The organism is Alteromonas sp. ABV2_168 (assembly GCF_056161165.1).
In genome coordinates this window covers 118,166-136,207 of record NZ_JBSWYQ010000013.1, presented here as the reverse complement: position 1 = coordinate 136,207, position 18,042 = coordinate 118,166, and the positions used below count along the sequence as shown (strand labels likewise).

At 48.5% G+C, this 18,042-nt stretch carries 19 protein-coding genes; 7 read left to right on the top strand and 12 right to left on the bottom strand.

The window, feature by feature from the left end; translation table 11 throughout:
* Nucleotides 1-10: 10 nt before the first annotated feature.
* The 3 genes from ACXAH4_RS18070 (at nucleotide 11) to ACXAH4_RS18060 (ending at nucleotide 2,834) form a co-directional block, all read left to right on the top strand.
* The gene (locus ACXAH4_RS18070) at nucleotides 11-718 is read left to right on the top strand and encodes a CoA transferase subunit A (protein WP_474882880.1); all 708 of its coding nucleotides are present in this window, start codon (nucleotides 11-13) and stop codon (nucleotides 716-718) included.
* Nucleotides 719-720: 2 nt separating this feature from the next.
* A complete protein-coding gene (locus tag ACXAH4_RS18065; protein ID WP_119501306.1) occupies nucleotides 721-1,377 on the top strand; it encodes a CoA transferase subunit B in 657 nt (218 codons plus the stop codon).
* Nucleotides 1,378-1,499: 122 nt separating this feature from the next.
* Nucleotides 1,500-2,834: a DEAD/DEAH box helicase gene (locus ACXAH4_RS18060; protein ID WP_474882903.1), complete on the top strand. Its 1,335-nt coding sequence runs from the start codon at nucleotides 1,500-1,502 to the stop codon at nucleotides 2,832-2,834.
* 49 nt (nucleotides 2,835-2,883) lie between these two features.
* Here ACXAH4_RS18060 and ACXAH4_RS18055 read toward each other — a convergent pair whose 3' ends face one another.
* From ACXAH4_RS18055 to ACXAH4_RS18045, 3 genes are all read right to left on the bottom strand, one after another.
* Nucleotides 2,884-3,126, bottom strand: a complete 243-nt coding sequence (locus ACXAH4_RS18055) for an EF-hand domain-containing protein (protein ID WP_119501305.1) — start codon at nucleotides 3,124-3,126, stop codon at nucleotides 2,884-2,886.
* Nucleotides 3,127-3,185: 59 nt separating this feature from the next.
* Entirely contained in the window at nucleotides 3,186-4,184 is a 999-nt protein-coding gene (trhO, locus tag ACXAH4_RS18050; protein WP_303574160.1) for an oxygen-dependent tRNA uridine(34) hydroxylase TrhO, read from the bottom strand.
* Between the two features lie 117 nt (nucleotides 4,185-4,301).
* The gene (locus tag ACXAH4_RS18045; RefSeq protein WP_474882879.1) at nucleotides 4,302-4,808 is read right to left on the bottom strand and encodes a VC2046/SO_2500 family protein; all 507 of its coding nucleotides are present in this window, start codon (nucleotides 4,806-4,808) and stop codon (nucleotides 4,302-4,304) included.
* Nucleotides 4,809-4,929: 121 nt separating this feature from the next.
* Between ACXAH4_RS18045 and ACXAH4_RS18040 the strand changes: the two genes are divergently transcribed.
* Nucleotides 4,930-6,570, top strand: a complete 1,641-nt coding sequence (locus ACXAH4_RS18040) for a response regulator (RefSeq protein WP_474882877.1) — start codon at nucleotides 4,930-4,932, stop codon at nucleotides 6,568-6,570.
* On the opposite strand, the gene ACXAH4_RS18035 is transcribed toward ACXAH4_RS18040, so the two are convergent.
* Both ACXAH4_RS18035 and ACXAH4_RS18030 read right to left on the bottom strand, forming a co-directional pair.
* Nucleotides 6,544-7,497: a DMT family transporter gene (locus ACXAH4_RS18035; protein ID WP_474882876.1), complete on the bottom strand. Its 954-nt coding sequence runs from the start codon at nucleotides 7,495-7,497 to the stop codon at nucleotides 6,544-6,546. The two genes, ACXAH4_RS18040 and ACXAH4_RS18035, sit on opposite strands and share 27 nt — an antisense overlap.
* A 4-nt stretch (nucleotides 7,498-7,501) precedes the next feature.
* On the bottom strand, nucleotides 7,502-8,347 hold the full coding sequence (locus ACXAH4_RS18030; RefSeq protein WP_474845922.1) for a DUF6279 family lipoprotein: 846 nt from the start codon (nucleotides 8,345-8,347) through the stop codon (nucleotides 7,502-7,504).
* A 212-nt stretch (nucleotides 8,348-8,559) separates the two neighbouring features.
* Here ACXAH4_RS18030 and ACXAH4_RS18025 point away from each other — a divergent pair, with 212 nt between their 5' ends.
* Nucleotides 8,560-9,561 carry a 6-phosphofructokinase gene (locus ACXAH4_RS18025; RefSeq protein ID WP_474845920.1) on the top strand — a complete coding sequence of 334 codons (1,002 nt, stop codon included), beginning with the start codon at nucleotides 8,560-8,562 and terminating at the stop codon, nucleotides 9,559-9,561.
* Between the two features lie 50 nt (nucleotides 9,562-9,611).
* Here ACXAH4_RS18025 and ACXAH4_RS18020 read toward each other — a convergent pair whose 3' ends face one another.
* From ACXAH4_RS18020 to ACXAH4_RS18005, 4 genes are all read right to left on the bottom strand, one after another.
* Entirely contained in the window at nucleotides 9,612-10,439 is an 828-nt protein-coding gene (locus ACXAH4_RS18020) for a LytR/AlgR family response regulator transcription factor (protein ID WP_119501298.1), read from the bottom strand.
* Between the two features lie 10 nt (nucleotides 10,440-10,449).
* Nucleotides 10,450-11,514 carry a sensor histidine kinase gene (locus ACXAH4_RS18015; protein ID WP_119501297.1) on the bottom strand — a complete coding sequence of 355 codons (1,065 nt, stop codon included), beginning with the start codon at nucleotides 11,512-11,514 and terminating at the stop codon, nucleotides 10,450-10,452.
* Nucleotides 11,515-11,619: 105 nt separating this feature from the next.
* Nucleotides 11,620-12,081 (bottom strand): Mpo1 family 2-hydroxy fatty acid dioxygenase, encoded by a 462-nt coding sequence (locus tag ACXAH4_RS18010; protein WP_303574166.1) that lies wholly within the window; start codon nucleotides 12,079-12,081, stop codon nucleotides 11,620-11,622.
* Nucleotides 12,082-12,140: 59 nt separating this feature from the next.
* The gene (locus ACXAH4_RS18005) at nucleotides 12,141-12,818 is read right to left on the bottom strand and encodes a flagellar brake protein (protein WP_474845917.1); all 678 of its coding nucleotides are present in this window, start codon (nucleotides 12,816-12,818) and stop codon (nucleotides 12,141-12,143) included.
* 117 nt (nucleotides 12,819-12,935) lie between these two features.
* Between ACXAH4_RS18005 and ACXAH4_RS18000 the strand changes: the two genes are divergently transcribed.
* Nucleotides 12,936-14,711 carry a M61 family metallopeptidase gene (locus ACXAH4_RS18000; RefSeq protein WP_474882874.1) on the top strand — a complete coding sequence of 592 codons (1,776 nt, stop codon included), beginning with the start codon at nucleotides 12,936-12,938 and terminating at the stop codon, nucleotides 14,709-14,711.
* A 58-nt stretch (nucleotides 14,712-14,769) separates the two neighbouring features.
* Here ACXAH4_RS18000 and ACXAH4_RS17995 read toward each other — a convergent pair whose 3' ends face one another.
* The 3 genes from ACXAH4_RS17995 to yejK all read right to left on the bottom strand — a co-directional run bounded on the left by ACXAH4_RS17995 (nucleotide 14,770) and on the right by yejK (nucleotide 17,669).
* A complete protein-coding gene (locus ACXAH4_RS17995) occupies nucleotides 14,770-15,579 on the bottom strand; it encodes a M23 family metallopeptidase (protein ID WP_474882901.1) in 810 nt (269 codons plus the stop codon).
* Nucleotides 15,580-15,602: 23 nt separating this feature from the next.
* Nucleotides 15,603-16,478: a 6-carboxytetrahydropterin synthase gene (locus ACXAH4_RS17990; RefSeq protein ID WP_474882873.1), complete on the bottom strand. Its 876-nt coding sequence runs from the start codon at nucleotides 16,476-16,478 to the stop codon at nucleotides 15,603-15,605.
* 135 nt (nucleotides 16,479-16,613) lie between these two features.
* Nucleotides 16,614-17,669 carry a nucleoid-associated protein YejK gene (gene yejK, locus ACXAH4_RS17985; protein ID WP_119501292.1) on the bottom strand — a complete coding sequence of 352 codons (1,056 nt, stop codon included), beginning with the start codon at nucleotides 17,667-17,669 and terminating at the stop codon, nucleotides 16,614-16,616.
* A 152-nt stretch (nucleotides 17,670-17,821) separates the two neighbouring features.
* Here yejK and ACXAH4_RS17980 point away from each other — a divergent pair, with 152 nt between their 5' ends.
* Entirely contained in the window at nucleotides 17,822-18,034 is a 213-nt protein-coding gene (locus ACXAH4_RS17980; protein ID WP_303574171.1) for a YejL family protein, read from the top strand.
* Nucleotides 18,035-18,042: the final 8 nt, after the last annotated feature.

The following is an 18,042-nucleotide window of genomic DNA, read 5'->3' as shown; positions in this document are numbered from 1 at the left end:
GGAGATTCATATGTCAGGTTTCGATAAAGTCGTTACCAGTTATGAAGCAGCACTGGAAGGTCTGTCTGACAACATGACCGTTGTGGCCGGCGGCTTTGGACTGTGTGGTATTCCGGAAGGGTTAATTGCACAAATCAAAACAGCAGGTGTTAAAGGCCTGACTGTGGTATCAAATAACTGCGGTGTCGACGGCTTTGGTCTCGGTATTTTGCTTGAGGACCGCCAGATCAAAAAAATGGTGTCTTCCTATGTTGGTGAAAATGCCCTGTTTGAAAAACAGTTGCTCGACGGCGAACTTGAGGTCGAACTGACCCCGCAAGGTACGCTGGCTGAAAAACTCCGTGCCGGTGGCGCCGGTATTCCCGCGTTCTACACGGCAACAGGCTACGGCACACCTGTCGGTGAAGGCAAAGAAGTCAAAGAGTTTAACGGCCGGCCTTATATTCTTGAAGAATCGATTACCGGTGACTTTGCTATTGTCAAAGCCTGGAAAGCAGACCGCTACGGAAATTGCGTTTACCGTCACACCGCGCAGAACTTTAATCCCATGGCAGCCACCGCAGGTAAAATCACTGTGGTTGAAGTTGAAGAAATTGTAGAGCCCGGTGAACTTGAGCCCTCTCAAATTCACACCCCGGGTATTTTCGTAAACCGCGTGATTAAAGGTACATTCGAAAAACGTATTGAGCGTCGCGTTACCGCGAAGAAGGAGGCGTAATCATGGCATTAACCAGAGATCAAATCGCAATGCGTGTGGCGCAGGAATTTCAGGACGGCAGTTACGTAAACCTCGGTATCGGTATTCCTACTCTGGCCGCTAACTATGTACCCGAAGGCATAGAGGTTATGCTGCAATCAGAAAATGGTCTTTTAGGCATGGGCCGCTATCCTGATGAAGACGAAATTGACGCAGACATGATCAACGCCGGTAAAGAAACTGTGACGGCTATCACCGGCGCTTCTATTTTCAGTTCCGCCGACAGCTTCGCCATGATCCGTGGCGGGCACGTTGATTTCACTGTGCTGGGCGCATTTGAGGTCGATGTAAACGGTAATATCGCCAGCTGGATGATTCCCGGCAAACTCATTAAGGGCATGGGTGGTGCCATGGACCTGGTGGCCGGTGCGAAGAACATCATTGTTACCATGACTCACGCTGACAAACACGGTAATTCAAAACTGTTAGAGGCCTGCACCCTGCCCCTTACCGGCGTGAACTGCATTACACGCATCATCACAGATCTGGCCGTACTTGAAGTCGCAGACGGTGCTTTTCATCTGTGTGAACGGGCGCCCGGTGTTTCCGTGGACGAAATCCGTGAAAAGACCGCCGGCAAACTGATTGCCGCTGATGATGTTCCGGAAATGCAACTTTAATCTTCCTGACATAAAGTAAGAAGGTGCCTTACCGCACCTTTTTACTTTGCTTCCCGCCTTTATCTGACAAAGCCTTTCGTGGATAATACCGCCATTGTTTTATACGGGGTATTCACTTGAGCTTGTTAATTGCCGATCTTCCGGTTCACCATAAAATTGTCAAACGTTTGCAGGAAAAAGGCCTGGAAAGCCTCACTGAAGTGCAGGAACAAACTATTCTGCCGGCTCTGCAGGGCAAGGACATCATGGCATCGTCAAAAACCGGATCCGGTAAAACCTTTGCTTTTCTGATCCCTCTTGTTCACCGGTTAATGACCAACAAGGCGCTCAGCAAGCAGGATCCCCGCGCACTTATTCTTGCCCCTACCCGCGAGCTGGCCAAACAGGTGTTCTCTGAATTACGCAGCCTTGCCAACGGCGTCGGCCTGCAAAGCGCACTGATTGTTGGTGGTGAAAATTATAACGATCAAACCAAAGTGCTGCGCCGCAACCCTCATGTCATTGTGGGCACCGCTGGCCGGATTGCAGACCACCTGGAAGACAAATCATTTTTTATTAACGGGCTGGAACTGCTTATTTTCGATGAAGCAGACCGTATGATGGATTTAGGCTTTGCGGAGCAGCTTAACCTGATCAACCGCTTCGCGGATCACCGTAAGCGTCAGACAATGTTGTTTTCTGCCACGCTGGACAATATTGCCCTGAATCATTTAACCCGCGACTTATTAAAGGCCCCTGTACGTGTGGCCGTTGGTGAATCTACTGCTGCCCATCAGGATATCGACCAGACTTTGTATTTTGCCGACGACGTGGGACACAAAGATAACCTGCTGCTCACGGTACTTAAAGAGCAGGCATACAATCAGTCGGTAGTCTTTACAGCAACCAGAGAAGACACAGACCGCATTGCTGCCATTTTAAATGAACAGCACCTTGAAGCTGTTGCTTTACGGGGGGATCTGCCGCAAAACCAGCGGGCTGCTATCATGAGTAATTTCAGTCGTGGTCAGAATAGCGTGCTGGTTACAACGGATCTCGCTTCCCGGGGCCTGGATTTGCGCAAAGTAGGCTTAGTCGTCAACTTTGACTTGCCAAAACAGTCTGATGAATATATCCACCGGATTGGCCGTACAGGCCGGGCCGGAGACAAGGGGGTTGCTATTTCATTTGTGGGTCCGAGGGACTGGGCAAGCTACCTGACGATTAAAGATCATGTCAGCTATGATGTTGACTGCACCACGCATCCACTGTTACCGGCGAAGTTCAGCGGTAAAAAGCAGATGAAGCCGAAGAATACAAGAGGACAGGATGAGCGCAATCGCAGTAAAACCGGCTCTGCCGGTCAGAAGCCTCCGGTGAAAAGGCGGGTGAATACAATGAAAGGCGATGAAGCCGGTCACATGCCGGTGATGAAGAAAAAACGCAATGATGTCATCGACGATGACGAAGAAGAATGACACAAAAATACGGGCTGAATAAGCCCGTTTTTTTTAAAACAATGCAGGATTAATATTCCCACCAGCCTTCCTGCCACCAGGCAAGAAATTCTTCAAAATCGATATAGCCGTCATCATTGTCGTCAATAATTTTGAACCCTTCTTCCACATGGCTCATTTTCGTTTTCGGCGACAATACGGTCAGCAGTTCAATAAATTCAGGCAGATCGATTTGACCGTTACCGTCTTTATCAAAGAAGCTGAAATCACTTTTGATTTCGGCGATTTTTTCTTCTGTAAGTTGGGTGCTCACTTAATGTCCTGATTAATTACGACTTATGAACAAAGTGTACAACCCAACTTCCCGGCTGTCTACTTAACCTGTGCCTGTTTTGCTGCCAGCGCACGTTGACGCTGCTCTTCTGCTTTTTCCTGACGACGTTTTTCCATTGCCAGTCTGGCATCAGAACCCACGTGCTCTTCGCTGCGTGCTTTCGCCAGCTGAACCTGTTTTTCACGCTCGCGGAAGCGGGCAATCTGGTCGTCACTGTGTGTACCGTGACAATGGGGGCAACTCACACCCGGCTCGTACTTATCAGACTGTTTGTCTTCTTCAGTAATCGGCAAACGACAGGCATAACAGGCATCGTACTGACTTTTCTGTAAATCATGATTTACCGCAACACGGTTATCAAATACAAAGCAGTCACCTTCCCATAAAGACTCTTCTGCCGGCACATCTTCCAGATATTGCAGAATACCGCCTTCCAGGTGATAAACCTCATCAAATCCCTGCTCTTTCAGGTAAGCCGTGGACTTTTCACAGCGGATACCGCCAGTACAGAACATGGCCACCTTCTTATGCTTTTCCGGGTCCATGTTATCTTTCACATAGTCAGGAAATTCACGGAAGGTCTTTGTTTTTGGATCGACGGCATGTTTGAAAGTACCGATTTCAATCTCGTAATCGTTGCGGGTATCAATGACCAGCACGTCAGGATCACTGATAAGGTCGTTCCAGTCTTTGGGTTTAACGTATGTACCCACCGTATGGCGGGGATCAATACCTTCCACACCCATTGTCACAATCTCTTTTTTCAGTTTTACCTTGGTGCGGTAGAACGGCTGCTCTTCATGCAGGGATTCTTTGTAAGAGATAGGGTTGATTCGCGGGTCGCTGTTCAGATAAGCGAGTAAGTTATCAATCCCTTCCCGGGGACCGGAAACTGTGCCATTGATGCCTTCGCTGGCAAGCAATAATGTGCCTTTGATACCCTGCTCTTCCATCTTTTCGAGGAGCGGCTGGCGCATGGCTTCATAGTTTTCAAGCGCAACGAATTTGTACATCGCGCAAACGATATATTGAGTCATTTTATATTTACCTTTGCTGATTGGAGCGTAAGACCAGTGCAAATTGCGGCGCGAAATATACCAGAACGTGTGCGATTTTCCAAATCAGCTCTGGATGTAACGAAAATAAGCGCTTCTTCAGGCAATAAGCAATGAGGAAGAACCGCTTATCACCTCATCCAGCATAGTTTCGTCTACAGGTTCCGGCGCGCGGGAAATATGCTGCAACCGCATACGGGTTGCCAGACTGCAATTTTCCTTAACTTCGGGAGGAATGAGCGTGGCATTGTCATGGGCACTTAACGGATCAGGATGCATAGACTGCCATAATGAAAAGGCCGCCGCTGAGCCGGAATTCGCCATCTTTGCCGTGGTATTGAGCGCCAGATAGTCTGCATCAGAGGGTTTAAGCGGTGGCCGTTTGTAGTGATTCAGACGGTCGGGAAAATAAGGATCGCCGGTAACCTCGTCTGCCTCTGCAGGTAACAGTGAAAAGTGCTCAGCACCGGGCTGACAATGCATGGCAAGGAACAGGGAGAACTGCGCGCCTTTACCTGCCGCGCGGGCAAGCTCCCCGTTCCATTCACGATCAGGGATCAGTGCCGGTAGCCGGCCAGAGTCAAAGGGTAAATCAGGGGTACTCATACTGTGCTTATCGGCATTGACCGGGATAACTAAAGACAGATCCGTACAAATTTACATACTTGAACTTTAGGCGTAATGGTCCGATCATTATACTAAAGTCTGATTTCAGGGTAACAGGTAGATGAATTACGCAGATAAACGTGTACTGATTATAGAAGATCAGCGCCCTTTTCTGCTGGTTTTGCGGGGTCTGCTGCATTCTATGGGTGCAACCGAAGTTGTCACGAAATCCTCCGCAGAGCAGGCGTTATCCCTGTGCCGGAAACGCAAGTTTGATATCATCATCAGCGACCTTCATCTGGGCTCTGACAAAAAGAACGGTTTTGAATTTATCGAAGAGCTGCGTAGTCAGAAACTGGCAAAACCCTCAGCCATTGTGATGTTGATCAGTGCTGACAGCACCCGTCCCTTCGTACTGGGCTCTATTGATCGCGGACCTGACGACTACCTGATAAAACCCTTTTCCCAAAACCAGCTGAAAACCCGTCTTGAACGGGCCTGGAAAAAACGCCAGGCCCTGCTGCCCGTTTATCATGCGCTTCATGAAGGCGATACTGCCCTTGCCCGAAAGCAGGCGGAAAAATTACTTGCTACTAACCGGCCTTACCGTGGTTCGGTTGCACAACTGCTCACCGGCATTTGCTGGCAACAGAAAGATTTCGCCGGTGCTCTGAACGTACTGAGCGATTTTGATACAGACAGACCTGTGCCCTGGTTGCAACTGGCACTGGCTAAAAACTGGTTGAAAATGAATGAGCGGGACAAGGCCCTTTCTATGGCACAAAGCGTTCTGCAACGTAACCGTTTCAGTGCCGAAGCTTATGACGTGGTGGCAGAATGCCAGTTACTCAATAACGACACTGAGCGGGCTGCAGAAACCATACGTCATGCCATCAAAATTTCCCCTTACTGCACAGAGCGTCATCACATTGCCTGTCATATCGCCCGTCAACACAAAGATTTTGTGCTGGCCAGTGAAAGTGCGCAGGCAATCTGGTTGTTGTCCCGTAAAACGGTGAAAGAGCATGCGGATATCTGGTGCAGCTACATTCGCAGCATTCTGGAAGTAGCGGAAAACGCTGAAGATAAGAAAACCCGTAACCGCTATCAGCAAGAAGCCCATCTTGCCGTGCAGCGGGGTAAATTTGACGATTACCTCAGCCGTCATAACGACGAATTCGATTTCGTGATCTATGAACAAATATTCACAGCCCGGCTTCACAGTATTGAAGGAAAGCTCATTGAAGCTAAGCGGGCGTTGAACAGTGGCCAGGAAGCGATACAGCACAAATACGAGTCTTATCCGCAAACCTATGCGCCGGACAGTTTGAAAGTGATGTATGCCATCGGCGAATATGATGAAGCAGACGCTCTGGTGAATGTAATTCGCTCAGGTAACCTGCACGATTCTGTAAAACAGATGCTGGATACCGACAAGCAAAAGGCTGCTGAAAAACAACAGCTTTACTCTATGCATAACAAAGAAGGCATTGAACATTATCAGCAGGGCGATTTTAAAGCGGCACGCACGTCTTTCACCAAAGCCCTGCAGTTTGCACCGGTGAATACCGGGGTTGCCCTCAACCTGCTGCAATGCGTGATTAAACTGCTGAACACCGATACTAAAGAGCAGCCGGCTTTATTAACAGACAGCAAGCGGTTGCTGAAACTGCTGGATGGTATGTTCATGAAGCCTCAGTTCCTGCAAAAGTTTGAGGAACTGAGAGCAGAATTATCAGGACTTACCGGAAAGGCTGCCTGATAACACTTTAACAGGCTTTTTCCTTCCCAGCGCGGCCATCATCGAGCCGGTGACCACCAGTAATGCTCCGCCATAAGCAACCGTGTCCAGTTCCGGCTGGTGAAAGGTATCAGGCATAATTTTCTCAGCTAACGTCATACTGATAAAAGTAAAGACCGGTTGTACTGCCAGCACGGCGGATACCTTAGACGCATACCAGACACGCATCGCCTCGGTGAAAGCCCCATAGGCAACCAGTGTATTCAGGCAGCAAAACACCAGTGCTGCCATTTGCAAACCGTCCATGGACACCAGCTCTGTCGGGGTACTCAGCGGGATTAGTAACATGCCACCTGCGGCATACATGATGAGTGTGAGTTGTCTTGCTGATAAAGTGCGTAACAATGGTTTCTGCGCCAGTGCATAAATAGCCCATGCGACAGCTGAACCGGCGATGATGAACAGGCCGGCAATACTTTCTGTTTCTGAGGCGAATATCTGCGGCAACCGCTGATTGAAAAACAATCCCAGCCCGAGGATCAAAACGCCCGCGCCGGCAAACTGCACTTTGGTGAACGACTCTTTGTACAACAACACCCCGCCGGTCATCAGCACAAACGGTGCAATTTGCATGAGCACCTGGGCACTGGACGCACTGAGGTAATTTAATCCCATAACGTTAGTGACATAGTTTGTCACCAGCATCACCGTAGCGAGGGCCGCCAGCAACCAGCCATTGCGGGTCAACGATGCGGCAACAGGCAGGCTGCGACGTATTTTTAGAATAAAAAATACCACCAGCCCTGCCGTCAGGAAGCGGTAAAAAGTAATTGTCGGGCTGTCCATTACCTTAAGGCAAAGGGTTAACGCTACCGGCAGCACGCCCCACAAAAAAGCGGTCAGCAGTGAAAGTAAAAAACCGTAGACCGGTCTGAGTTGGGATTCCAAGCAGTTATTCGTCCAGCAAATCTTCGAGGCTGGCAATCATATCGTTGATCTCATCCTCCAGCTTGCTTTTTTGTTTCGCTGTCAGAGAACTTGCGACAGATGACGCCAGTCTGGCATGTTGCTGTCGATTGTTTCGCCAGACTTGAAGAAATGCTTCAGACCGGTACTGTTCAGGATTGAGCATCAGTGCAGTCAGTTGCTCAATAAAATCAGGATTACTCTTACGGCCGGCGAATAACACCCTCGCCCGCTGCTGCAAATCACGACGGTATGCCAGCCACAATTCCCGTGACGGCATGAAGCCGGGCGCCATATCCTGAATTAACTGTTTTTGTTCCTCTGTCAGCCGGCCGATCCTTTCTTCCATATCCTCTTCCAGGCTTTCTACACGGTCTTCCATGCGTTCCGTTTCTGACCACTCATTGGTTTCTTCTATCTTTTCCTCTGTTTCCTTGTTGTCCTTTTCCAGTGCAGCAAACAGTCTGATCACCTGCTCGTCTGACAGCTCGCCCGCCATTGATGCCAGAGGCGGAGTGATTTCCTCCCGCAAACGCTGCCAGTGCTCCGTGGCTTTGGTGTAATGAGACAACAGGCGCTGTTCTGTCAGCCGGTTCTCTGCCAAATCCTCTTTCACCAGTTTGAGATGATTGATGTAGGCGGGCAATTCTCTGCTGCGATGCCAGTCAATCCACTTGTCGAGCTGCTTATCGAACATGGCTTCCTGGCGATTATTCAGCTCGATGTAATCATCCATGTACCAGTAAACCAGCCAGTCCAGATTGTTGTATGCCAGTTTACTGCTGCATCCACCCAGCAATAAGACAAATATAACTGTTACCCATTTTTTCATGACTGTTCCTGCCTGAAACCATTGAACAATGATACGCTCACCTCTATGCTTCACGGTGATGTGCTATCACTATAAAGCCCTGAAAATCACAGTAAATACTATTTAATTTTTAGTAACAATTCTGTCTCTCTGTGGCTTATATGATTCGTATCAACACTTGCAGTTCAACCCGCTGGCATACTTTGCCGGCTCTGATTCAATAAGGACGGAACGTGAACAGTAAAGTAGCCATACTCACCTCGGGAGGAGATGCTCCCGGCATGAATGCCTGTATCCGTGCCATCGTGCTGGTTTGTGAACGGGCCGGCCATGACATCGTCGGTTATTTACATGGTTATAACGGTTTGCTGTCACAGGAATATATGACGCTGGACAGTCGCCAGGTACATAACCTCGCCCAGCGCGGGGGCACGATTTTACACAGTGCCCGCTGCAAGCCTTTCAAGACTGATGAATCCGGTAAGCTTGCTGCTGCCAATCTTACAGCGCTCGGTATAGATACCCTCTTTGTGATTGGGGGAGACGGCTCTTTTCGCGGCGCAGCCCATCTCGGAAAATTCTGGCAGGGTCAGATCATTGGTTTACCGGGTACCATTGATAACGACATTAACGGCACAGACGCCACTATCGGCTATTTCACCGCAATTGAAACCGCTGTCCAGTCCGTGGATAAAGTACGGGATACTGCTGATGCATTTGAGCGTGTTTTTCTGGTAGAAGTGATGGGCAGACATGCCGGTTTCCTCGGTCTGAACGGCGCAATTGCTTCAGCGTCAGACTATGTCATTTTGCCGGAACTGTTTGAAAGCGAAGAAAAGACATTAAAAGACATCCTGACTCAGCTCAATGAACGCCGGGAACAGCGCGGTAACGTGAGTTACATCATCGTGCTGGCGGAAAACCTCTGGCCCGGCGGGATTGCTGATTTAGCTTCACGACTGGAGAAATCGCTTACTGAAACAGAAGTGCGTCCTGTTATTCTCGGGCACGTGCAGCGGGGCGGCTCGCCGGTCTCTCAGGACAGGTTGCTGGCACTTAAACTGGGTGCCTATGCGGCAACTTTGACGGGCAGTGCTGTAACCGGCGTGATGATTGGAGAACAACATAGTAAACCGGTTCAGGTACCGCTGGAAGACACCTGGAAGCAACGTAAACCGCTGGATGACCTGTCAGTTGATACCATGACACTGCTTATGAACAACCGTTATGCGTAACCTGTTACCGGGCGGATAAATTAAAAAACGGAGCATAATGCTCCGTTTTTCTACATCTTCATCGCGGCTTTGACTTTATCGCGGTGACTGCGGCTGACTTTCAGCTCGGTGTCATTCTGCAGAATAAGGTGATATTCGCCACTGATATGACTCACCAACTTCTTGACGAAGCGGATATTGGCAATGGCAGAACGGTGAACTCTCACGAACCACTGAGGATTCAGTTCCTGTTCCAGTTCCTTCATGGTTTTACGCATGATATGCATACCATCCAGCGCATGAACACACATGTAGTCACCGGCAGCGTCAATCCACTGGATGTCCTGCACGGCAACACGGGTCACTTCAGAGCCGTCTTTAATGGCCAGTACTTCCGGATAAGGATTGGTGTCGATAGACTCGCCGCTGGCAAGTTTACGGAGAATTTCGTTGGTATCATCACCGGTAAGCTCAGCCACCAGATTTACCAGCTTGCGGGACTGCTCATCCTGATCGCGGGTAGTGAAATATTCTCTGACTTTCACCAGCGCATCTGACAATCTGGCATCGTCAGCCGGTTTCAGCAAATAATCAACTGCATGAATATCAAACGCTTTAATGGCATAGCTGTCATAAGCGGTGACAAATACAATCATGGGAATTGGCTGGTTCAGTTCACGGAGTTTGTGAATAACCTGAAACCCGTTCAGACCCGGCATCTGGATATCCAGAAAAACCAGATCAGGCCGGTTTTTAGAAATTACGCTTACCGCATCCAGACCATTCTGGCATTCCGCCACCACTTCTACATCAGCGTGACGTTCCAGACGTGTGCGTAACCCTTTCCTTGCCAACGGCTCGTCGTCTACCACGACAGTTTTTATTTTACGATCACTCATGCTTTACGTCTTATACTTCGTAAGGGATCCGCAGTCTCACACGTATGCCTGACGGCTGATTATGTTCAACCGAAAAAGCAAAATTACGCTGATATAAAGACTGCAGACGTTCCTTTATATTCACTAACCCCACACCGTTTTCACGATGCAGCTGACCATCCTTTATTTCCGCACCGGGCCCGTTATCAGCGACATCCATTAACAGGTCGTTACCAAAGGTACGTGCAGAAATAGAAATTTGACCGCCGTTCTCCATAGTGGATATGGCGTGTTTAATTGCATTTTCAATAAGCGGTTGCAAAATCATCCCCGGCACCAGGGCAGACTCACAATCAGGTTCAATATCCCATACTACATCTAATCTGTCATCAAATCGTACTTTTTCTATTTCAAGGTACAAACGCAGTACTTTGATTTCTTCACCCAAAGTAACCCGCTTAATGGGATCATTATCCAGAGAATAGCGTAAAAAGTCTGATAACCGTGACACCATGGCTTCTGCAATATCATTTTCTTTCAGCAGGATCAGCGTGGAAATGGCGTTCAGTGTATTAAACAGGAAGTGAGGGTTAAGCTGATAGCGCAACATTTTAATGTGCGCCTGATGCGCCATGGTACTGGCTTTTAATGCATTCTGCTTTTCTTTTTGCAGCATCTGGAAGTTCTTGATACCAAAATAGGTACCCGTCCAGCAGCCCACCATGATCAGAGAATTGATCGTATTGGTAAAGTACAGATACCAGGCATCAGGCCGGTAGCCGTGCTTATAGATTTCCCAGTAGTTGACGTTCTTTACTACTGCCCATACCAGCGCCACCACATAACAGGCGAGAATGACGGTAGTGATCATTTTCAAAGGAGACAGTTTTCTGGCCCAACGAAACACATACCGTAACGGAATGGTCAGTAACCAGCCGGCATAAGCATTGAGCAAAATGATAAAGACCCAGATAGGCCGGACATCATGAAGAAACGAACCAATATAATAAATTAACGCAAAACCCGCCCAGCCCACGCTGTGCAAGGTCCAGAATAAGCGTTCGTTACTTTCGAATAACTGTTGCCAACGACTCACTTTATTACCGTAAAATCAAATAGTAATTTCAATTATACGCATATTAAACGGGTTCATGGCAATCTTGGTCGTGCTTCCCCGGCACCTTGTCGCAGTGGATTTTACTTAATAACTTATATTTAAGCGCTTAAACCAGTGAGTCCACCACCAGGCCGGGCCAATGAGTAAAAAACGGATATCATCGAAAAACGACGGCTTCCGGCCTTCGATTTTGTGACCGGCAAACTGCAGGATCCACATGACTACAAACAAGATAAGACAAAATTCCCACACAGCCACAGGACTGCCATCAATCAGATTGATGACACCGAAACTGATAATTGTCAGTAGCGTCATAGCCGCGCCTACCGGACCGGACAGGCGGAAATAGTAGTACAGGACCGGCAGCACCAGCAGGTGGGCCCAGGTGAGATCGGTTTGCTGCAGAAAGCCGGGGAGCGGAATACTCCATATTAAACCCAGGGTAACGAGGTAAATAGACGGCACCGCAACGGCGTGGATTAACACATTCGTTTTATTCTGGTGGCTTTCCGAGTATTGCAATAACAACTTGTCAATTTGTCGCATATCAATAACGCTCCGTAAATGGATCCGCCGGCGGTAACGGAAAGCCTGAGCTTTTTCTGCTATAGAGCCAGAATATAGCGTTCAATTAAGGTTTCGACCGCCTTTTGCTCATTGGTAAACTGAATACCGTAATAATAGTATCCTTTTACTTCGGCAACGTTCCGCACGTTGCTGTCTATCCTAATGGTTTCACCATCCAATTTACAGCCCAATGTTATTTTTTTGTTAACTTCAAGCTTACTGTCATCTGAACCCGTTTTTATGGCCAGTTTGCAGCCTGTTTTCGATACATCAATGATCAGGCCCCGGACTCTTTCCTGCTCTTCCTGATCCAAATAGACACTGACAGGAATGCCCGGCTGGGAACGCCGGTCGCTGCGTAGCCCCATGGTTTGCAGCTTAGACGGAAACCCGGTGATAAGAATACTCACCGGTTTGCTGAAGCACTTTAAGATTGTAGTTTTGAAGGCAATAACCTGCCCCAGCCCACCTTCGATCACAAACCTTACGACCACTTCATTGCCGGCAACAAGATAATCACGGATGTTGGCCCATTTATGGGTATTTGGTACCTGGAAAATAAATGCGTTAGGAATATCCATACCCACATAGTGCGTTTTAAGGCGTTGCGGTGCAGTGGGTGTCTCTATCTGTAAATCGACAACGGTGCCGGGCGCCAGGCTTTTCAATGCAGTCATGTCATCTTTACTTAAAGAGGTGGTTTCGGCTTTACTCACAGCAGGCTGTACTCCTTTTCAGTCAGTGACATTATCATACTCCCTTTTCGCTGATGCTGACAAAAAGTCCGGTGTGATGCATGATAGCACTCTGCATGACTTTTCACGGATATTTACATGACTTCTTTGCGATACGATCTTTCCGTCCGCTCCCGCTCTCAACATCTTTTCGCAGTAACCCTCACAATTCCCGCCTGCGACACTGATATACTGACGTTGAGCTTACCGGCGTGGATCCCCGGCAGCTATATGGTGCGGGATTTCGCCAGACACATCATCACACTGACAGCGACAGACAACGCAGAAAATGTTTTACCTGTTATTAAAACAGATAAACAGACCTGGCAAATTAAAGCGGGTAAACAGCCAGTCACTGTTGAATACACCGTTTATGCCTTTGATCTCTCCGTACGTGCAGCTTACCTGAACGACGAATACGGCTTTATCAACGGCACCAGTGTCTTCTTGCAGGTCAACGACCTCCCCGCAGCGTCCTGTGAAGTGACGGTATCTTTACCTGAATCCTTAAGCCACTGGCATGTAGAAACCAGCATGCAGCCTGATGACACAAACGGTACGCATTTTATCTGCGAAGATTACGCGGAGCTCATTGATCACCCTGTATTCATGGGTGAGTGTGTGCTCGACAGTGTAACGGTTCAGGGCGTGGAATTTGTGTTCCTTTTTAGTGGCAAAACGCCGGTAAACACGAAAAGAATATGCGAAGACATGGTGCCGGTTTGTGAGCATCACCTTAATTTATTCGGTCAGCCCGCGCCCGTGGACCGCTATGTGTTCATGACGTTGCTGAGCGACAGTGGCTTTGGCGGCCTTGAGCACCGCAGTTCTACGGCCCTGCTCTACCCACGGTTTGACTTACCGCTGGAACGTGAAGGCGGCGGCAAAACTGATCAGTACGTCACCTTTCTGAGCCTCTGCTGTCATGAATTGTTTCACACCTGGCATGTTAAGCGCCTGCGTCCTTCCGTTTTCCTGAAACCGGATTTAAGTGCAGAAGTCTATACCCCCCAGCTTTGGATTTATGAGGGCTTTACCAGTTTTTATGACGATGTGACGCTGGCGAGAACGGGCCTCATCAGCCCTGAAAAATATCTGGAAATTGTTGGTCAGAACCTCACCCGTTTACAGGTGACAGCGGGACGTTTCAAACAGTCAGTGGCAGAGTCCAGCTTTGATGCATGGACCAAGTTCTACAAACAGGATGCATCAGCTCCCAACAATATTGTGAGTTACTATGTAAAGGGCGGCATCATTGCCTTTGGACTCGATTTGCTGTTACGCAGAAAGTCGCAGGGTAACGTGTCGCTGGACAGTTTAATGCAGGCACTGTGGCAGCAATTTGGTGCAGAGGAAACCGGCACCCCTGATGATGTGATTGAGACCGTTTGCCGTGAAACTTTCAATATTGATGTATCAGAGTATCTTCGGGCTGTTGTTTACGGCAAAGAAGACGTGCCCCTGAATCAGTGGCTGGCTGATATTGGCGTAACGCTGCATACAAGGCCGAAAAACTCAGCATCTGACCGTGGTGGTGTACCGCCCTTACCGGCTTACCAGAAACATCATTTAGGGGCTGCCATTAAAAATGCAGAAACCGGCGTAATGGTTCAGGTTGTATTTGAAGACGGTGCAGCTTGCCGGGCAGGACTACAGGTAAACGACAGGATCATTGCACTGGATGGCTACGTAGTGAATGACATTCTGCTGCAGCGTTTATTGAATCAAACCGGTGAATCTGCCTTGCCGCTGACAGTACTGCGTGATGGGCGTTTGCTGACGTTATCCCTGCCTGTGCTTGAAGAGCGGCAGGAAGCCTGTTACTTCACCATTGAAGATAAGGAAAAGCTGGCAGCATGGCTTGCTACAGCATAAATGATTCAGCCCCGTACAGGGGCTGATTGCTTTTACAGGGTTAAATAAAAATAAGTTATTAGTGGCGGGGCGGTACCAGTAACGCTGGATCCAGCCTGGTTTTACCCAGGTTAAGCCGCCAGTCAAGATGGGGACCTGTTGCTCTGCCGGTCGCACCGATGGTACCGATAGCGTCGCCCTGCGCGACCACATCCCCGGCTTTCACCTTCGAAGAATCAAGGTGCAGAAACGTAGAGAACACACCCATACCGTGATCGAGAATCACGGTATTGCCGCTGTAATACAAATCATCTGATAATGTCACCACACCCGCTGCGGGAGCAATAACAGGCGTACCGGTTGGTGCACCAACGTCAACGCCATAGTGCGGCGCTTTAGGAATACCGTTCAGCACCCGCTGGCTACCGTATACGCCGGTTACCGAGCCTTCTGCCGGCCAGATAAAACCGGTAAACACAGCATCCAGATCAGAGATATTTCCGCGGGCATTGGCTACCACAGTACTGTCTCTGCGGATCCGTTTAAGTGTTTCTTCCGGCGGCGAAACCATGGAAGATTTTAAACCGTCAATACGCTGTATGTTGTACTGCCGCTTTTCCAGTTCAATGTCTCTCGAACCTGTTTTGCCATCAGGCAGCGTCCAGGACAAAGTATGCTTAAGTGCTGATTCACGGGCGAAACCAAATACAAATTTGCCCTGCGCATTGAGCTTGAGTGCCTCGCCATTCAATGTAACCTGACTTCCGGGCGGCAACTGTCCACGAAACAGACTGCCCTGCGTAAATTTACCATTCAGAACCAGCGCACCGGCTTCAGAGGCTTCACTGGCAGCAAGGCTTTGTTGCAAGGAAAAAACAGACAGAGAAATCAGCGCAATGAGAGCCAGCGGGATCAGTCGCACACCAGTGCTCCTTTTCCTACGCCTTCGTAAGCCAGCACTTTCACAGAGCCACCGTTCTGACGGGCTTTTTCTTCATCAAAAATAAACTGGGCCAGGCATTCCACGGTGGAATCAGTGGTAATGACTTCACAATCAGATTCAGGCAACAAAATCTCAAAGTAGCCTTGCGACGATTCATAGGCAAAACAGCAGTACTCTCTGTCTGCCGGCACAGTGCCCGAGGCCTGACGGGCTGAAAAAGCCAGCCTGTCTTCTTCCGAGGCAATATATATATCTTCCCAGCGTGATGCCCAGTATTGCTGACTCTCAAGACTATTTTCACCGTTTACAAAAACGTCGATTTTAGAACGGTGACCATGGGCTATACGCTGGCAATTGCCATCGTGTTTTTTCAGGCCATGAGTGTAGTGATAGAAAGGCGTTGAGATCACTTCGGTACGCAGAATCAGCTCAAGGTTATCTACGTTTTCCGGCAGGTGAGTAGCAATCACTTCGCGAAGGTAGCTGCCGGTGGAGTCCTTAGTAACCGTTTCACCGTAGATGAAAGCGTAAGCCTCTGCCGGACAATATAACTGAATCACCCTGCCGTCGTTGCAGGTAAACCGAACATCCACATGTTCACTGTTGTCTTCATGCACAATCGTCACGTTGGCGTAGTCAGCAGGTACCAGCAATTTATGGTCGACATAATCATCAATCAGTCGCTTCAGGTTTTTTTTCACCTTACCGAAGTCCTGAATCATACTCTCATCGTTAAGACCGCCGGACAGGATCACATCCACGATCCAGCTTTCTCCCACCATTCCCCGCTCAGGGCACAGGTAAGAAAAATCCATGACGGTGAGGTCGTTGACAAATAATTGCATGTAAAACCTTGTTGCCGGAACTTAAACTGCCGGCATTATACGATAAATTAAACAAAGCAGGCAGGTTTCACCTGCCTGCTTACGAACGTTGGCCCGCATTTCGTTACTGTTACGGGTGAATAACGGCTATTGTACCTAATTTTTTGACTGTCTGGTCAACTGGTCTTTTAAATTTGGCGGAATACCTTTAATGGTCAGTGTGTCTGACACCGGGTCGTAGATGATTTTGTCACCCAGTAGTTTACGTTCAAAGCTAAGGGAAATACCGCCGCCCTGTCCGGTAAATTTAGCCAGCTGACGCAGCGCAGCAGGATCAGGTTGAATATTCTCTTCCAGCGGTGCCTCAAGCGTTTGCGTGAACGCCTCAAAACTGTGTTCGCTGTCACTGTCCGGCGATAACCGTCCGGATAACTCTTTGATCGACAGACTTTCACCACTGTCTATCTTTTCTTTGAAATAAGACTTCACTTCATCACGGTGCTGTTGCTGCTCTTCACGGTCAAGATTCTCACTGGCCAGATAAGCATCTACCGAAGAAATCAGTTGTTTGTTCTGCTGCTTAATGTCCACCAGCTCTTCGCAACCAATAAAATCCATGAAGAAATCAGACACCTTGCGGCCCATGAGTCCTTTAATAAAGCTTACGTAGCGTTTTTGCTCCGGCTGGATCTCAAGTTGAGTAAGGTCAATGCGTACTGCCAGTTGCATCTTCGCCAAATCAAGGTGCTCGCGGGCATTCAGCTCCAGTGCCTGATTGATTTCCACGTGGGAACGGGTATTCAGTAACGTGATCATCAGATACTGTGTTGCCAGAAACTCATACTGACAGAAAATCAGAAAGCCTGTTTGCACTGTACCGGTATCGGTCAGGGCTTTAATCAGCTTGTCACCGGAAGTCAGCGTAAAGGCATGGAAGATATCTTCCAGGTTGTCCACGCGCTCTTTTTGCGCGTGCATGAATTCTGCCAGTGACGTTTTAAAAGGAATGGTATCTTCACCGCCTGCAGCTTCTTCAGTGAAATGGCCCACACCTTTTCCGGGCTTGCTGTTAAAGCTGTGATTGATCTGATGAGCCAGTGATTCGATTTCCGGCGTCACCGCAAGACACTTGTCCCGTGGAATGATGGACAGCTTGTCTTCGCCGCTGACGACTAACCGGTGAACAACAAAATGATGAATCAGTGCACTCATAGACTATCTGGGATCCTGTTTAGTTGAGAATTTACAGTGGAATTCGCGGGATTTACGAATGAATGATTGTTATCACTCAGACAACGATTATAATCATTTAAAATTAAATTCCATTCTTTTTTAGTAAAGAAAACAGTAAAAGAGGCGTCACAATGCCCCAGCAAAGCCGTTATTCCGATTCGGATTTTGAAGCGCTAATGAATAAAGTCATCCTCACACTCGAGGAAAATGAGGCCAGTCGTGATTTACAGCTCATGGTATTGGGTAATGTCATCACGCACATTCTTAATACACAGGTTCCCGCTGCTAACCGCAAAGCCATGGCGGAACAATTCGCTTCGGTATTACAGAAAAGTGTTAACTAACAGGGCTG

What these genes read in the sequence shown, in the direction of transcription:
- ACXAH4_RS18020 (WP_119501298.1), bottom strand. Translation starts at nt 10,439, where the DNA reads ATGAGTGATCGTAAAATAAAAACTGTCGTGGTAGACGACGAGCCGTTG.
- ACXAH4_RS18000 (WP_474882874.1), top strand. Translation starts at nt 12,936, where the DNA reads ATGACTTCTTTGCGATACGATCTTTCCGTCCGCTCCCGCTCTCAACAT.
- ACXAH4_RS18070 (WP_474882880.1), top strand. Translation starts at nt 11, where the DNA reads ATGTCAGGTTTCGATAAAGTCGTTACCAGTTATGAAGCAGCACTGGAA.
- ACXAH4_RS17980 (WP_303574171.1), top strand. Translation starts at nt 17,822, where the DNA reads ATGCCCCAGCAAAGCCGTTATTCCGATTCGGATTTTGAAGCGCTAATG.
- trhO (WP_303574160.1), bottom strand. Translation starts at nt 4,184, where the DNA reads ATGACTCAATATATCGTTTGCGCGATGTACAAATTCGTTGCGCTTGAA.
- ACXAH4_RS18040 (WP_474882877.1), top strand. Translation starts at nt 4,930, where the DNA reads ATGAATTACGCAGATAAACGTGTACTGATTATAGAAGATCAGCGCCCT.
- ACXAH4_RS18010 (WP_303574166.1), bottom strand. Translation starts at nt 12,081, where the DNA reads ATGCGACAAATTGACAAGTTGTTATTGCAATACTCGGAAAGCCACCAG.
- ACXAH4_RS18065 (WP_119501306.1), top strand. Translation starts at nt 721, where the DNA reads ATGGCATTAACCAGAGATCAAATCGCAATGCGTGTGGCGCAGGAATTT.
- ACXAH4_RS17990 (WP_474882873.1), bottom strand. Translation starts at nt 16,478, where the DNA reads ATGCAATTATTTGTCAACGACCTCACCGTCATGGATTTTTCTTACCTG.
- ACXAH4_RS18045 (WP_474882879.1), bottom strand. Translation starts at nt 4,808, where the DNA reads ATGAGTACCCCTGATTTACCCTTTGACTCTGGCCGGCTACCGGCACTG.
- ACXAH4_RS18030 (WP_474845922.1), bottom strand. Translation starts at nt 8,347, where the DNA reads ATGAAAAAATGGGTAACAGTTATATTTGTCTTATTGCTGGGTGGATGC.
- yejK (WP_119501292.1), bottom strand. Translation starts at nt 17,669, where the DNA reads ATGAGTGCACTGATTCATCATTTTGTTGTTCACCGGTTAGTCGTCAGC.